Raw genomic sequence first — 15,341 nt, 5'->3', positions numbered from 1 at the left:
GGGGCAGGCGTCAGCCCACGTCACAGACCCACCAGCCGGTCTGGTGCACGAGCGTGAAGCGGAGCTGCTGCTCGGCGCTGCGGTCGTCGGCGGTCAACACGGTCACCTTCGTCGAGACGACGGCCTTATCGGCGTCCTGCTGCTCGACCTTGGGCGGGTCCCAGCGGTACCGCGGGTTCGGGTAGGTGCGCGCGTACCGCTGCACCTCCTCGACCTTGTCCTGGATGGCGCGCTGGTCGCGGGACGCGGTGCAGACCAGGCCGGTGGCCGCGGCGGCGTTCTGGTCGACGTAGATCGCCTTCAGGAAGCTCTCGACGGCGGCCACCGGATCGGCGGCGCCCTCGCCCGTCTCCACGTCCCGCACGATCAGGAAGGCGGCCAGGCCACCACCGCCACAGAGCAGGACCGCGGCGAGGACGATCGCGAGAACGAGCGGTCCGCGTCTCTTTTTTGGGGGTACGCGCGGCGGGGCGGGCCACGGCACGACGGAATCCTGCTGGCCGGGGCCGGGCATCGGGGGCACCGGGGCCCACGGCGGTGCGGCGTCCTGGGGCGACGGGGCAGTTGTCGCCCAGCTCTGCGTGTCCGGCGGCACCGGCGGGGCACTTGGCGGCGGCGCTCCGGGGCTCCACGCTGGCGGCGTCCACAGGGGCGGCGCCGCTGGTGTCGGGGGTGCCGGGGGTGCGCTGATGGGCCGTGGTGCCGGTGCGGCGCTTGTTATCTCCTGGGTCCGGTCGGGCTCGACCGCGGGCGCCTCCTCGGCGGCCTCCGGTGGGGGCGGCGCGGGCAGATCCCGCGGCGGGGGCAGCGGCGGCACAGGCGGCTTGTCGGAGCCCTCGTCGCCAGGCTCGGAGGCGTCGGCCGGACGGCTCTCCTCGCGGTCGGGCGGCACGGTCATCGTCTCCCCAGGCTTTGTCCGTTCGAGCCGTCGCCGAGCAGGGTAGCCGACCTCGGGCCGCGCGGATCGGCACCGGTAACCTCAGCCGCATGCAGAAATGGGAGTACGCGACCGTGCCGCTGTTGGTCCACGCGACCAAGCAGATTCTGGACAACTGGGGCGAAGACGGCTGGGAGCTGGTCTCCGTGATCCCGGGCCCGAACCCGGAACAGCTGGTCGCCTACATGAAGCGGCCGAAGTCGTGACGACTCCGCACGAGCGCCTGGCCGAGCTCGGCCTCACCCTGCCCGAGGTGGTCCCGCCGGTCGCCGCGTACGTGCCGGCCGTGCAGTCGGGCGTCTACGTCTACGTCTCCGGCCAGCTCCCGATCGCCGGCGGCGAACTGCTCGCCAAGGGCAAGGTCGGTGCCGACGTCACCGCCGAGGAGGCCCGCGACCTGGCCCGCCAGTGCGGCCTCAACGTGCTGGCCGCGATCGACGCCCTGGTCGGCCTCGAGTACGTCGTCAAGGTCGTCAAGGTGGTCGGCTTCGTCGCGTCGGCGCCCGGCTTCACCGGCCAGCCCACCGTCGTCAACGGCGCGTCGGAGCTGTTCGGCGAGGTGTTCGGCGAGGCCGGCCGGCACGCCCGCAGCGCCGTCGGCGTCGCCGAGCTGCCGCTGAACGCCCCGGTCGAGGTCGAGGCGATCGTCGAGGTCGCCACCGCGTAACGGCGGTGTGAATGTTCTGTCGCACCTCGGTCGTACGATCGCACCCATGACGGCCCACGTGACCACTCCGGCGGCGGCCCTGGCGGAACGCCTGCCGGAGTGGGCCACGCTGGTCCGGGCGCCCAACCCGGGCCCGATGACCCTCGACGGCACCAACACCTGGGTCCTGCGCGCCACACCCGGTGCGCCGGCCGTGGTCGTCGACCCGGGGCCCCTCGACGAGGGGCACCTGCGGGCCATCGCCGAGCACGGCCCCATCGGCACCGTGCTCGCCACCCACGGCCACCACGACCACGTCGAGGGCCTCGACCGGTTCGCCGAGCTGACCGGTGCGACCGTTGCCCGCGACCTCGGCGAGCGCGAGCTGGCCGGCGTCCTGGTCGACACGCTCCCCACGCCGGGCCACACCGCCGACTCGGTGTGTTTCGTGGTCTCGGCGGCCGGCGAGCGGGCGGTCCTCACCGGCGACACCATCCTCGGCCGGGGCACGACCGTCGTGGCGCATCCCGACGGCGATCTCGGCGACTACCTCGCCAGCCTGGAGCTGCTCACGGCCTACCCAGGCCACCTCGTGCTGCCCGGCCACGGCCCGGCGCTGGCCGACTGCGCGGTCGCGGCCCGGTTCTACCTGACCCACCGCCAGGCGCGGCTCGAGCAGGTTCGGCAGGCTGTCGCAAATGGCGCCAAAACGGCCGAAGAAGTCGTTGCCGCCGTCTACGCCGACGTCGACCGGAGCCTCTGGCCGGCGGCCGAGTGGTCGGTCCGCGCCCAACTCGCATATCTCGGTGTGCCATCCGGGGAATCGCGACGGGGGTCACAACGGTTGGATGGACCGTGACGTGTCCCGTGTGCGGCACGGTCGCCATACCCGGCGCCCGTTTCTGCCACAACTGCGGCGCGGCCCTGCCAGCGGCCGCGAGCCTCCCGGCAGCCGAGCGCCGGGTGGTTACCGTCCTCTTCGGCGATCTGTCTGATTTCACCTCGTGGTCGGAAAATGTCGACCCCGAGCGGGTCGGCGCGGTCACCGACCGTGTGCTGGCCGCGCTCGCGGGCGCGGTGAAGACCTTCGGCGGCCACGTCGACAAGCTCACCGGCGACGGCATCATGGCCGTCTTCGGTGCACCGGTCGCGCACGAGGACGACGCCGAGCGCGCCGTCCGGGCCGCGCTGTCCATGCAGCGGGCGGTCCGCCGGGTGCTCGACGACGAGCGCGGCGGCGGTGCGCCGCTGGGCCTGCGGGTCGGGCTCAACACCGGCGACGTGGTCGCCGGCATCCAGGCCGCGATCGAATACACGGTCATCGGCGACACGGTCAACACCGCCGCCCGGCTGGCCGACGCCGCCGCGGTCGGCGCGGTCTACGCCGGTGCCAGCACGTTCTCCGCCACGCGCCGCGTCGCGTCCTGGCGGCAGCTCCGCCCGCTGCGGCTCAAGGGCAAGCGCGACCCGGTGGAGGCCTACGAGCTGCTGGGCCTGCACGACGCCCCGGGCACGCGGTCGGGCCTCGGCGACGAGGCGCCGTTCGTCGGTCGCGAGGCCGAGCTCGGCCGGATCGCCGGCCGGCTGGCCGAGGTCATCGACCAGGGCCAGCCGACGGTCATGCTGATGACCGCCGAGGCCGGCATCGGCAAGACCCGGTTCGCCGGCGAGGCCGAGCGGCTGGCCGCCGGCTACGACGTCGGCGCCGGCCGGTTCGCCACCCGCACCGGGGCCCGGGTGCTCTCCGTGCGCTGTGCCGCGTTCGGTGAGCGCCGCCGGCTCGCGCCCCTCGCCGACCTGGTCCGGGCCGCGATCGGCGCACCCGCCGACAACGGCACCCCACCCAGCCGCGCGGTGGTCGAGGAGCGCCTGCGCCGGTTGACGACCCGCCTCGCCCGGCTCCCCGACGCGCCGCCGGTCGCGTCCGACCTGCTGCTGGCCCTGATGGGCTACGGCGAGCTGCCGACCGCGGTGCAGCCCGTCCCCGGTGAATGGTCCGGCGACATTCCGGGCGCCGACGCCGCCGCCGTGCCCGGCGCGGTCGCCGCGCTGCTGAGCGGCCTGGCCGCCGAGACGCCGCTGCTGATGGTCGTCGACGACCTCCACGACGCCACGCCGGAGACCGTCGAGGCGCTCGGCGTGATGCTGTCCCGCCTCGCCGGGCCCGTCCTCGTGCTCCTGCTCGGCCGCCCCGAGCTTGTGCGCACCGCCGGCGCGCTGACCCGCCTGGCCGACGCCGAGGTGGTCAACCTGCCACCGCTGCGCGGCGCCGACGCGTCCCGCCTGCTCTCCTCCTACCTGAGCGGCGGCAAGTTGCCGCAACCCGACACCGACGGCCTGCTGGCAACGGCGCAGGGCAACCCGTTCTACCTCGCCGAGCTGATCACGCTGCTGATCGAGCGCGGCGCGCTGACCAAGGTCAGCGTCGACGGAGAGCCCGGCGAGAAGCGTTGGCGCCTGGCACCCGGCTCGCTGACCAGCCGGTTGCTCTCGCGCGACCTGGCGGCGGTGCTGGCCGCCCGCATCGACGCCCTGCCGGGCGACGCCCGCGCGGTGCTTCGCGACGCGGCGGTCATCGGCGACCAGGTGCCGCGCGGCACGCTGGAAGCGCTGCGCGAGCACTACGCCGGCCGCGCGGGCCGACCGGCCGCGGTGGTCGCGGTCGAGTTGGAGCGTGCGGTCGACGAGCTGCTGCAGCGGCGCATGCTGCAGCGCACCCGGGCGGGCTACGCGTTCAGCACGCCGCTGATGCACGAGGCGGCCTATTCGGGCATCGGCAAGGCCGACCTGGCCGAGCGGCACGCGTTCCTGGCCCAGTGGGCGGCGCCGACCAACACGGGCGAGGTGGTCGTCGGCCGGCGAGCGGTGTCGGTCGACAGCGCCGCGGCCGACCCGGGCAGCTGGTCCGACGGCGACCGCGACGAGTTCATCGCCCACCATTCGGAGCGGGCCGTCGCCCTCGCCGACGTCGTCGGCCTGCGCCCAGACGCGGCCGCCCGCAACGTCGTGCCGCTTGGCATAGCGGCCCTGAGCCGTTCGGCCCGCCGTGCGGCCGCGGCCGGCGAGCCCACGACGGCGGTCGAATACGCGGAACGCGAAGCGGCCATGGCCGGCGACGCGCTCCCGACGGCCGACCGCCTGGTGCACGCCCGCGCGCTGCAGCAGACGGGCCGGGTCGCCGACGCCCTCGCGTACGCGGAAAAGATCGCCGCGAATTCGGCCGAACCCAGCGCCCGAGCCGGCGCCCTGTTGCTGGCGGGCCGCGCCCACCGCTCGCTGGGCGACTTCGCCAGAGCTCAAGTCATGTGGCGCGACGCGCTACAGGTAGCGACGGACGCCAACCTGCCGGGCCCGCGCGCGGAGGCGATGCGCCGCCTGGGCATGGCCGATTTCCTGCAGGGCAAGCTGGCCCAGGCCAGCAGCCGCTTCGCGGCGGCCTACCAGGTCAACGTCGCCGCGGGCGACGAACGCGGCCAGGCGTGGTCCCTGCAAAACCTGGCGTGGGTGACGACCACCCGCGGCGACTTCTCGGGCGCGGACGCGGTCCTGGCCCGAGCGGCACGCCTGTTCGCCCAGCTCGGCGACCCGGTGGGCCGAGCGTGGCTACGCGGCACGACGGCCTATGCCCGCCTGCTGGCCGGTCGACTCTCGGAGGCCCGCCGCCTGGCGCGCATCTTCCTACCGTTCGGCGAACGCGTGGGCGAAGCCTGGGCGGTGGGCACGCTCCGCGCGGTCGAGGCCTTCGCGGCGGCGGAGCTGGGCGACCTGGCCGAGGCCGACCGCGAGGCCCGGCGGGCCTACCGCGACTTCGCCGCGGCGTCCGACGACTGGGGCCGGGGCTTCGCCCTGGTGGTCCGTGGAGTCGTCGCCCGCGGCCTGGGCGAGCCCCAACACGCGACGGACCTGCTGACGGACGCGGTCACCTACGCGCACCGCATCGGCCACCCGTTGCTGATGGGCATGGCGGGCACGCTGCGAGGTTTCGTGGCCCTGGACCGAGGCGACAACGACGCAGCGGAAGCGGACGCCCGAGCGGTGATGACAGCGGTGGAGCCGCACAACCCGCTGGCACCGGCCCAGGTCGGCCCGCGGGTGCTGCTCTCCGCGGCCCGCACCCGAGCCGGCGACACCACCACCGCGATCGGCCTGCTGGCCCCGATCGCGTCAGCCAGCGGAGCGCCATCGCTGCTGTTCTCGCGCCAGCAGGCGCTAGCGACCTACGCATCGGCGCTGCTGGCCGCAGGCCGCTGCGAGCAGGCGCTTGACTGGGCCCAACGAGCCGCAACGGTCCCGGCGGAAGACGTCCGCAGCCGAGTGATCGGCGCGGAGGTCCTGGCCCGCACACTGGACACGGCAGGCCGCCACACGGAGGCAATGGCCGCGGCCGAGCGGGCGGTCGACCTGTCGTTCTCAACGGAACAAACCAGCGAACGCCCCCGCGCGAACGCCCTACAGGCGTCCCTGCACCCAACCGCCCCACGCCGCTCTGTCGCCTAGGACGAGCGGGTTTGATTTCGGTCCGCTGCCAAAGCAGCGGACGTCGTTGTCCCGGTTTCATCAAATCGCGAAATGGACCGGACGGCCCATCAAACCTGGTGGCCGCGTAGCCGATCGAAACTCGGACGAAATCCAGTTACCACGGGATCCTTTACATCAAAAGGTCGGCTGGTCATGGTGGGGTTGGATCCGCGACGAGCGAACATCTCTCACGAACAGCGCAACCGATCCACACAGAACCGCTAACCAGACAAGAATACTGGGGAGTCCAAACCAGGCGAAGCCATCGGCCGCGAGAACGATCGCTTGAATGAGTAGGGGAAATGCCAAGGAGATTGCAAGGCAATATACCCCTTGCATCGGCCTTCTACTGACCAACCAAACCAGGAGATACAGCAAAGCGCCGAGAAAACCCAAGGCAAAAAGGGCGGCCCACACCGGATTGGTGGACTTGGAGTAACCGATCAATTCAGCCACTGTCTCAGTCGAACCAGCGCTGATAATGGCACCCACAAAAACGGCCAACACCCAAAGAGTGACATTTCCAACAATTGCGGGACCTCGTCCCCACATACCGCGCCGAGGCCCCGCCGACTTCGGATCGGACACGAATTGGTGGGGAGAGTTCGGGGGTCGCCATCCAGGAGCAGCGGGCTGGGGTATCCCCAATGCGGGCCGTGGTCCTCCGACTACGGGTGGAACCACCTGCGGGTAGTGCCGCGCGGGAGCAGAATAGCCCGACGAGACCACGATTCCGTGGAAAGACGTCGGAGTCTCCGCGCCGCTAACGCGAGGGCTCGACATGGTTGCGGAAGGCTCGTGCGGCCGGGGTTGCTCTGGCTGGACGCCGTTTCGTTGCTTCGCGATGAACGGGCTCTGTGAATCGTCGCCGGCGCGCCCGCCGCTGCGTTGGGCCGAGCTGAACGACGACCCCTCAATCGAGTGCGCAACATTCGCGATCACAAGAGAGCCCTCGCCCATGCCGAGCTTGCGCGGTCGCTGCGGAGACGGTCCATTCACGACGTATCCGTAAACGAATTCGTAGAGTTCGTCGACAGTGATTCGTCCGTCCCGATTCATGTCGGCGTCACCGGTCGAGATTCCAGCGATCACGGCAGCGGTGAAGTAGGAACAGCTGACTGCGGACGGATCTTCCTCTTCAAAGCTCACCTCCATCTCGCCGGACGCCGTCAATATAGCCACTCCGCTACCTTGAGGCAGGTCCTGGACCAGTGCGCCTAAATTAGGTCCAGCAACGGAGCGCGCCCGCATGCCCCTGATGAACACGCCGCTGAAGCAACAGTCGACAAGAACCACCGTTGCCCTAGACCGACTCTCGTTGATGCGGTCACGAACCCAGTCCGCAGATACTGCCGTAGACCGCAGATATGACTTCTCGGTGTCGGAGAAGGCGAAATAGAGCTTACCCGCAGCGTCCTGCACACCATGACACGAAAGGTAGATGAGGTTCACGCTATCCGAGACTCGCGCTTGAGATAGGAATTCCTCGATTGACCGCTGCACCGAACGGCTTGTACGGTCGACCTCGACAGAAACCTCATATTCAGATCCAGGCTGACGTAACACGCGCGCAAGTTCATCAACATCACGGCGCGGAGATCTCAACGGCGCGAGGGCGGGGTCGCCATACGTCCCGCAGCCAAGTAGCAGCGCTCGTCGGCGCTGCGGCATCGCGCTCACGACGGTACGGCCCGCCAGCTAAACCGCCCAATGGCGATCTTGTTCTGGCGTCGGTATTCATACGAAGTTTGTCCAGACGAGAACAGGCCAATCGGCACCCACGAACGCTAGCAGTCGCGGCGTCTCCACAAAACCCATCGAGTACAAGTTGCTCGATCGCATGCATGACGCCACCGGAAGAAGCTCGGTCAAACTCAAGAGAGCCAGCGCTTCCTTGGTCAACTTGCGCGGAAGTCACTCGTTCGAGACAACTGACTAGGCGGCAATAGCCCGCTGACAGTCTCATCGAGGCAGGCGCTGGCAAGATCGAGATCTAGTTTGCCTTACTCCGGATCTCCGGCCGAGGCCACGACTACTTCGCCGTTAGCTCCGCAGCGACGAGTTCCGCGATCTGGGCCGTGTTCAAAGCCGCACCCTTACGCAAGTTGTCACCAGTGACGAACAGGTCCAACGCCCGCGGGTCGTCCATCGCCCGTCGAATGCGCCCCACCCACGACGGATCGGTGCCCACCGCGTCGATCGGCATCGGGAACTCGCCCGCCGCCGGGTCGTCGACCAGGATCACGCTCGGTGCGTTGCGCAGCGCCTCACGGGCGCCCTCCGAGGTCACCTCGGCGCCGAAGACCGCGTGGATCGCTACCGAGTGGCCCGTCACCACCGGGACCCGGACGCACGTCGCCGAGACCTTCAGATCGGGCAAGCCCAGGATCTTGCGGGACTCGTTGCGGAGCTTCAGCTCCTCCGACGACCAACCCGCGTCCTTCAGCGAACCCGCCCATGGCACGACATTCAAAGCCAACGGCGCCGGGAAAGGACCCAGGTCGTCGCCCACCGCCTGGCGGACGTTGCCCGAGCGTGAACCCAGCACCCGGTCTCCGGCGATCTTGCTCAGCTGGTCGTGCAGCGTGTCGACGCCGACCTGGCCCGCGCCCGACACCGCCTGGTAGGACGCCAGCACCAGCTCGCGCAAACCGTATTCGCGATGCAGCGGGGCGATCGCCACGATCATCGTCAGTGTCGTGCAGTTCGCGTTGGCGATGATGCCCTTCGGGCGGTTGCGGACCTGCTCCGGGTTGATCTCCGGGACCACCAGCGGCACGTCGCGGTCCATCCGGAACGCGGCCGAGTTGTCGACCGCGACCGCGCCCAGGGCCGCCGCGCGCGGTGCCCACTCCGCCGACACCTCGTCGGGCACGTCGAACATCGCGACGTCGACGCCGGCCAGCGACTCCTCCGACAGGGGCTGGACCGTCAGCTCCTCGCCGCGGCAGTAGACCTTCTTGCCCGCCGACCGCGGCGAGGCCAGCAGGCGGATCTCGCCCCACACGTTCTTGCGCGCCGACAGCAGCTCGCACATGACCGTGCCGACGGCTCCGGTCGCGCCGACAACCGCGAGGGAAGGCAGACCGGACACCGGGCTCACCTCCCGGTCCCCGCGTAGACCACGGCCTCCTCGGAGCCACCAAGATCGAAGGCATCGTGGACGGCGCGGACCGCGTCGTCGAGGTCGGTGTCGCGGCAGACGACCGAGACGCGGATCTCCGAGGTGGAGATCATCTCGATGTTGACGCCCGCCTCGGCGAGGGCGCCGAAGAACTTGGCCGCGACGCCCGGGTGCGAGCGCATGCCGGCGCCGATGAGGGAGACCTTGCCGACGTGGTCGTCGAAGAGCAGCGTCTCGAAGCCGATCTCGGCCTGGACCCGGTTGAGGGCCGCCATCGCCACCGGGCCGTCGGCCCGCGGCAGCGTGAAGGAGATGTCGGTGCGGCCGGTCTGGTGTGCGCCGGGCTGGCCGGTCGAGACGTTCTGCACGATCATGTCGATGTCGATCTCGGCACCCGCGACGGTCTCGAAGATCTTGGCGGCCGCGCCGGGCTCGTCCGGGACCGAGACAATCGTGATCTTGGCTTCGCTCCGGTCGTGAGCGACTCCGGTGATCAGTGCCTGCTCCACGGGAAGATCCTCCATCGATCCGGTGACGATTGTGCCGGTGTTGTGCGAGTACGACGAGCGGACATGGATCGGCACCTTGAAGCGCCGCGCGTATTCGACGCACCGCAGCATCAGCACCTTGGCGCCGCAGGCGGCCAGCTCCAGCATCTCTTCGTAGGTGATCTGCTTGATGTGGCGTGCGTTCGGCACGATACGCGGGTCGGCCGTGAAGACGCCGTCAACATCGGTGTAAATCTCGCACACGTCCGCCGACAGCGCAGCCGCGAGCGCGACCGCGGTGGTGTCGGACCCGCCACGGCCGAGGGTCGTGATGTCCTTGGTGTCCTGCGACACGCCCTGGAAGCCGGCCACGATCGCGATCGCGCCCTCGTCGAGCGCACCGCGCAACCGGCCCGGCGTCACATCGATGATCCGCGCCCGCCCGTGCACCGAGGTGGTCAACACGCCCGCCTGCGAGCCCGTGTAGGACCGCGCCTCGTAGCCGAGGTTCTGGATCGCCATCGCGAGCAGCGCCATCGAGATGCGCTCGCCGGCGGTCAGCAGCATGTCGAGCTCGCGCCCGGCCGGCAGCGGGCTGACCTGGTGGGCCAGGTCGAGCAGCTCATCGGTGGTGTCGCCCATCGCCGACACGACGACCACGACGTCGTTGCCCGCCTTGCGCGCGTCGACGATCCGCTCGGCCACCCGCTTGATTCGCTCGGCGTCGGCGACTGACGAGCCGCCGTATTTCTGCACAACAAGCGCCACCGCGGGTCGCTCCCTCTCACAGCAAACGTGCCGAGCGCCGCCGGGTTGGCCGCCGGCGGCGCGCGATTTTCCCTTTGCAGGGTACCGGCGGCCTGGGTGTGAGGGGAGTCGCGATCCCACCATCTGACGGACCGTCACGCACCGTTCACATTCAGAAGTTCGACACGACCGAAGACACGCCGGTACGCATGGACCGGTCTACATGCCAACACCGCCACAATGAGACCCGTGTGGGCGTACGGGGTGAGCCCGCGTCGGCGGTTCGCCGGCGCGCTGGCCGCCGTGCTCCTGCTCACCGGCTGTGGCGGCGACCTGCCCCCGGACACCCCCGGCCCGACCACGGCGCCCCCCACCACGACCGCCGACGCCCGCGACCAGCTCGCCGCCCTCGCCGCCGCCGCGCAGGACCGCACGCTGACGGCGATCTACACGTACCAGGCCGGCAACCACGAGCGCAGCGTCTCCGTGACGATCGCCAAGGACGGGAGCTGGCGGGTCGACGTGCCCGACCTGGCCCTCGGCGGCACCGTCGACATCTCGATCGTGCGCAACGAGATCGGCCTGTTCCAGTGCGCCCTGCCCTCGGCCGACCAGGCGGTCACGCCGAACTGCGTCAAGATCGGTGGCCCGGACGCCGACGTGCCCGGCGCCATCGACCCCGATGTGCAGCGGGCCCTGGTCACGGTCCGCCAGGTGTTGACCGACCCGGACGCGCCGCTGGACGTGTCGACGACCGCCCGGATCGCCGGTGCCAAGGGCCAGTGCTTCGCCGTGGAGACCACGACGGCCTCGGTCAACGCCGCTCTGGACGTCGGCATCTACTGCTACGACCAGGACGGCACGCTGACCGCGGCCCGCCTCGACTACGGCGACCTGGTGCTCGCCGGCCCGCCCGGCCCGGCGCCCACCAGCGTCGCGTTGCCGGGCCCGGTCACCGACGACAAGCCCCTCGGCATGGCGGCCCCGCCGACCCCCACCCCGACGGTCACCGGGAGTGCGCACCCGGCAACTTGACGAGACGTGCGTCTCAGAGTCCGGAAGGTCCTTGGCAAAATCACGGCGGGGTCACGTAGGGTGATCGTTGTCATGTGGCACCGGCAGCTCCTGCTTCGCTGCCGCGACGGGGCCCTCTAAGGCCGGCACCCCGTCGCGGAGCTGAATCGCGCCGTCCGCTCGCTGCACCGCACCTGAAATCACCCAGCCGCCCGGCGGCGCCCATGACTTCCTTTCTTCAGGAGCTTCTCCGCGATGTCTGACGTATCGGCCGAAAATCCCATCGCCCGCCAACGTGCCAGCCGCATGCCGTTCCAGCGGTACGCGTCGTACCACGAGCAGTTCGGCGTCGACCTCTCCGACCGCACCTGGCCCACCCGTCGCACCGAGACCGCGCCCCGTTGGTGCGCCGTCGACCTCCGCGACGGCAACCAGGCCCTGATCGACCCGATGTCGCCGGAGCGCAAGCGCCGGATGTTCCACCTGCTGGTGGAGCTGGGCTACAAGGAGATCGAGGTCGGCTTCCCGTCGGCCAGCCAGACCGACTTCGACTTCGTCCGCCAGCTCATCGAAGACGACATGATCCCGGACGACGTGACGATCCAGGTGCTGACCCAGTGCCGCGAGCACCTGATCGACCGCACGTTCGAGTCGATCCGCGGCGCCAAGCGGGCGATCGTCCACTTCTACAACTCGACCTCGACGCTGCAGCGCCGAGTGGTGTTCGGCCTCGACAAGGACGGCATCACCGACATCGCCACGAGCGGTGCGCGGCTCTGCCAGAAGTACGCGGAGATCCACACCCCGGACACCGAGATCTTCTACGAGTACTCGCCGGAGTCCTACACAGGCACCGAGCTGGAGTACGCGCTCGAGGTCTGCTCCGCGGTCATCGACGTGATCGACCCGACGCCGGACCGCCCGCTGATCATCAACCTGCCGGCGACCGTCGAGATGGCAACGCCCAACGTGTACGCAGACTCGATCGAGTGGATGCACCGCAACCTGCCTCGCCGGGACAGCGTCGTGCTGAGCCTGCACCCGCACAACGACCGCGGCACCGCCGTCGCCGCCGCCGAGCTGGGCGTGTTGGCCGGCGCCGACCGGGTCGAGGGTTGCCTGTTCGGCAACGGTGAGCGCACCGGCAACGTCGACCTGGTCACGCTGGGCCTCAACCTGTTCTCGCAGGGCGTCGACCCGCAGATCGACTTCGGCCGGATCGACGAGATCAAGCGCACCGTCGAATACTGCAACCAGCTTCCCGTGCACGAGCGCCACCCGTACGCCGGTGACCTGGTCTACACCGCCTTCTCCGGCTCGCACCAGGACGCGATCAAGAAGGGCTTCGACGCCCTGGCCAAGGACGCCAAGGACGCCGGCGTGCCGATCGACGACTTCACCTGGGGCGTGCCGTACCTGCCGATCGACCCGCGCGACGTGGGCCGCACCTACGAGGCGGTCATCCGGGTCAACTCGCAGTCCGGCAAGGGCGGCGTGGCGTACATCATGAAGGAGGAGCACAACCTCGACCTGCCGCGCCGGCTGCAGATCGAGTTCTCCGGCGTCGTGCAGGCGCGCACCGACAGCGAGGGCGGCGAGGTCGAGCCCGACCGCATGTGGGACATCTTCGCGGCGGAGTACCTCACACCCCGAAGCAGCGACATCCAGCTCAACGGGTACGCGACGGCGACGGTCGACGACAAGGTCGAGATCGAGGCAACGGTCGAGTACGCCGGCGAGCGGCGGGTGTTGACCGCGGTCGGCAACGGCCCGATCGACGCCTACGTCAACGCGATCCAGACCATGGGCATTCGGGTACGCCTCCTCGACTACGCCGAGCACGCCATGTCCTCGGGCGGCGACGCCCGGGCGGCTGCCTACGTCGAGTGCGATGTGGACGGCAGCACGGTGTGGGGCGTCGGCCTCGACCCCAACATCGTCAACGCCTCGATGCGGGCCATCACCAGCGCGGTCAACCGCGCCCGTAAGTAACCGGCGATCCCGGAAAAGACCGGAGCCCGGCACCCGAACACGGGGTGCCGGGCTCCGGCCTGTTCAGGACGTCGGCTCGGAGGTGGTCTCGCGCACCGGGTGCACCGAATGGCTGGCCGTCGTCATCGTGGTCACCGCGCGGTGCCAGGCGATCTTGGGCAGCCGGCCGCAGAAGACGACCGCCAGGCCCGAGCCGGCCACCATCAGGCCGGCGCACCAGAGCATCGCCTCCCGGAACGACGCGGTCAGTTGCGCCGGCACCTCGTACGCCGCGCCGGTCAGCCCGACCAGCAGCGGCAACGCGGCGATGGCGACCAGCGCACCGGCCCGGGCCGCGGCGTTGTTGACCCCGCTGGCGATGCCGGAGTGCCGCATCTCGACGGCGCCGAGCACCGCGGTGGTCAACGGCGCCACGAGGGTGACCAGGCCGAGGCCGAAGAGCAGCACACCGGGCAGCACGTCGGTGAGGTAGTTGGCGTGCGGGCCGATCCGGCGCAGCAGGAGCACCCCGACGGCGGCGACGATCGGGCCGACGGCGAGTTGCCAGCGCGGGCCGATCCGGGTGGCCAGGTCACCGGAGCGGGCGGAGAGCAACAGCATCAGCACGGTCGCGGGCAACGTGGCCAGGCCGGTCTGGAAGGCGTCGTAGCCCGCGACGTTCTGGAGGGTCACGGCGACGAAGAAGCTCTGGCCGCTGAGGGCCGCGTACACGACGACGGTGTAGATGTTGAGGATCGAGAAGACCCGGCTGCGGAACAGCGCGGGCGGGGTCATCGCGGCGTCGCCCTTGTGGCGCTCGACCAGCACGAAGCCGACGGCACTGGCGACGCCGATGCCGAGTGCGCCGATCACCAGCGGTGAGCCCCAGCCGCGGTTCGGCGACTCGATCAGCGCGTACGTGATGCCGGCCAGGGCGAGCGCGGCGAGCGCGGCACCGGACACGTCGAACCGGGTCGCCTCCTTGGGCGCGCGGCTCTCCGGCACCCAACGCAGCGCCGCCAGGACGGCGACGACGCCGAGCGGCAGGTTGATCAGGAACGCCCAGCGCCAGGAGAGCGCGTCGATCAGGAACCCGCCGACGAACGGGCCGAGGGCGGTGGAGATGCCGGAGAAGCCGGACCACAGGCCGATCGTCTTGCCGCGCTCGTCGGCCTGGAACGAGGCCTGGATGATCGCCAACGAACCCGGGGTGAGCAACGCGGCGCCGGCGCCCTGCAGGAAGCGGGCGCCGATCAGCATGCCGATCGTGGGCGAGATGGCACACAGCAGCGACGCCACGGTGAACCACACGATGCCGAGAATGAAGATCTTGCGCCGGCCGACGCGGTCGCCGAGCGACCCGCCGAGCAGCACGAACGCGGCCAGGGTGAGCAGGTAGCCGTTGACGGTCCACTGCAGACCGGCAACGCTCGAGTTCAGGTCGGCGCCGATGTGCGGCAGCGCGACGTTGACGATGGTGCCGTCGAGGAAGGCCATCCCGGAGGCGAGGATGGTCGCGAACAGCACGCCACGACCGGCGGACGACTTCAGCCGCAGGGGCGTGGGGGTGGTCATGTGCCCAATCTGCCCCGCCCGGTCCCGGACTACCAACGAATCGCCGAGAGATGCGTGGTTCTGGCCTCGCTGGCGCGCGTCGCGCACGCTGAAGAGGTGCGTACCCCCCGCATCATCGTCAATGTCCTTGCCAGCGCGTTGCTCCTCGTCGGAGTGGCCGGGTGTGTCCCGGTTGAGCCCGGTTCGCTCGGCCCGTCGGGCACACCGCGAAGCACCACAGGAGCCCCGACAGCGACTGAATCGACCCGCCTGCTCGACCAGTTGGCCGTCGCGCGGGCCGCCTCGATGAGCGGGTACACCCGCGACCGTTTCCCGCACTGG

The 15,341-nt window shown here is 70.3% G+C and carries 11 protein-coding genes and 1 pseudogene; 7 read left to right on the top strand and 5 right to left on the bottom strand.

Annotated features, from left to right (window positions below; translation table 11 throughout):
• Positions 1–10: 10 nt before the first annotated feature.
• A complete protein-coding gene (locus Air01nite_RS20740; RefSeq protein ID WP_239090856.1) occupies positions 11–898 on the bottom strand; it encodes an Rv0361 family membrane protein in 888 nt (295 codons plus the stop codon).
• A gap of 89 nt (positions 899–987) precedes the next feature.
• Between Air01nite_RS20740 and sp36 the strand changes: the two genes are divergently transcribed.
• The 4 genes from sp36 to Air01nite_RS20720 are packed head-to-tail and all read left to right on the top strand — an operon-like array spanning position 988 to position 6,080.
• Positions 988–1,143 (top strand): Sp36 family protein, encoded by a 156-nt coding sequence (gene sp36 / locus Air01nite_RS20735; protein WP_203704381.1) that lies wholly within the window; start codon positions 988–990, stop codon positions 1,141–1,143.
• Positions 1,140–1,604, top strand: a complete 465-nt coding sequence (locus Air01nite_RS20730; protein WP_203704380.1) for a RidA family protein — start codon at positions 1,140–1,142, stop codon at positions 1,602–1,604. The genes sp36 and Air01nite_RS20730 overlap by 4 nt, the downstream gene beginning before the upstream one ends.
• Positions 1,605–1,650: 46 nt before the next feature.
• A complete protein-coding gene (locus Air01nite_RS20725) occupies positions 1,651–2,442 on the top strand; it encodes an MBL fold metallo-hydrolase (protein ID WP_203704379.1) in 792 nt (263 codons plus the stop codon).
• Positions 2,439–6,080 (top strand): adenylate/guanylate cyclase domain-containing protein, encoded by a 3,642-nt coding sequence (locus Air01nite_RS20720; protein WP_203704377.1) that lies wholly within the window; start codon positions 2,439–2,441, stop codon positions 6,078–6,080. Before Air01nite_RS20725 ends, Air01nite_RS20720 begins: the two co-directional genes overlap by 4 nt.
• A 156-nt stretch (positions 6,081–6,236) precedes the next feature.
• On the opposite strand, the gene Air01nite_RS20715 is transcribed toward Air01nite_RS20720, so the two are convergent.
• The 3 genes from Air01nite_RS20715 to Air01nite_RS20705 all read right to left on the bottom strand — a co-directional run bounded on the left by Air01nite_RS20715 (position 6,237) and on the right by Air01nite_RS20705 (position 10,481).
• Complete coding sequence (locus tag Air01nite_RS20715; protein ID WP_239090850.1) at positions 6,237–7,772, bottom strand: caspase, EACC1-associated type; 1,536 nt, start codon at positions 7,770–7,772, stop codon at positions 6,237–6,239.
• Between the two features lie 361 nt (positions 7,773–8,133).
• Positions 8,134–9,195: an aspartate-semialdehyde dehydrogenase gene (locus Air01nite_RS20710; RefSeq protein WP_203704375.1), complete on the bottom strand. Its 1,062-nt coding sequence runs from the start codon at positions 9,193–9,195 to the stop codon at positions 8,134–8,136.
• A gap of 5 nt (positions 9,196–9,200) precedes the next feature.
• Complete coding sequence (locus Air01nite_RS20705; RefSeq protein WP_203704374.1) at positions 9,201–10,481, bottom strand: aspartate kinase; 1,281 nt, start codon at positions 10,479–10,481, stop codon at positions 9,201–9,203.
• A gap of 228 nt (positions 10,482–10,709) precedes the next feature.
• On the opposite strand from Air01nite_RS20705, the gene Air01nite_RS20700 reads away from it, so the two are divergent.
• Both Air01nite_RS20700 and leuA read left to right on the top strand, forming a co-directional pair.
• On the top strand, positions 10,710–11,495 hold the full coding sequence (locus tag Air01nite_RS20700; protein WP_203704372.1) for a hypothetical protein: 786 nt from the start codon (positions 10,710–10,712) through the stop codon (positions 11,493–11,495).
• A 234-nt stretch (positions 11,496–11,729) separates the two neighbouring features.
• Positions 11,730–13,466, top strand: a complete 1,737-nt coding sequence (leuA, locus tag Air01nite_RS20695) for a 2-isopropylmalate synthase (protein WP_203704371.1) — start codon at positions 11,730–11,732, stop codon at positions 13,464–13,466.
• 63 nt (positions 13,467–13,529) lie between these two features.
• Here the strand turns inward: leuA and Air01nite_RS20690 are convergent, their stop codons facing one another.
• Positions 13,530–15,020: an MFS transporter gene (locus tag Air01nite_RS20690; RefSeq protein ID WP_203704370.1), complete on the bottom strand. Its 1,491-nt coding sequence runs from the start codon at positions 15,018–15,020 to the stop codon at positions 13,530–13,532.
• Here Air01nite_RS20690 and Air01nite_RS20685 point away from each other — a divergent pair.
• Positions 15,021–15,341, top strand: a pseudogene (locus Air01nite_RS20685) (hypothetical protein); the annotation flags it as partial.

This window comes from Asanoa iriomotensis (assembly GCF_016862515.1).
Taxonomy (GTDB): Bacteria; Actinomycetota; Actinomycetes; order Mycobacteriales; family Micromonosporaceae; genus Asanoa; species Asanoa iriomotensis.
The sequence above is the reverse complement of the archived record's forward strand: the minus strand, read 5'-3'. Positions and strand labels throughout refer to the sequence as shown.

Excerpts from the sequence above, each read along its gene's own strand:
- leuA (WP_203704371.1), top strand. The coding sequence starts at position 11,730 with ATGTCTGACGTATCGGCCGAAAATCCCATCGCCCGCCAACGTGCCAGC.
- Air01nite_RS20740 (WP_239090856.1), bottom strand. The coding sequence starts at position 898 with ATGACCGTGCCGCCCGACCGCGAGGAGAGCCGTCCGGCCGACGCCTCC.
- Air01nite_RS20715 (WP_239090850.1), bottom strand. The coding sequence starts at position 7,772 with ATGCCGCAGCGCCGACGAGCGCTGCTACTTGGCTGCGGGACGTATGGC.
- sp36 (WP_203704381.1), top strand. The coding sequence starts at position 988 with ATGCAGAAATGGGAGTACGCGACCGTGCCGCTGTTGGTCCACGCGACC.
- Air01nite_RS20690 (WP_203704370.1), bottom strand. The coding sequence starts at position 15,020 with ATGACCACCCCCACGCCCCTGCGGCTGAAGTCGTCCGCCGGTCGTGGC.
- Air01nite_RS20725 (WP_203704379.1), top strand. The coding sequence starts at position 1,651 with ATGACGGCCCACGTGACCACTCCGGCGGCGGCCCTGGCGGAACGCCTG.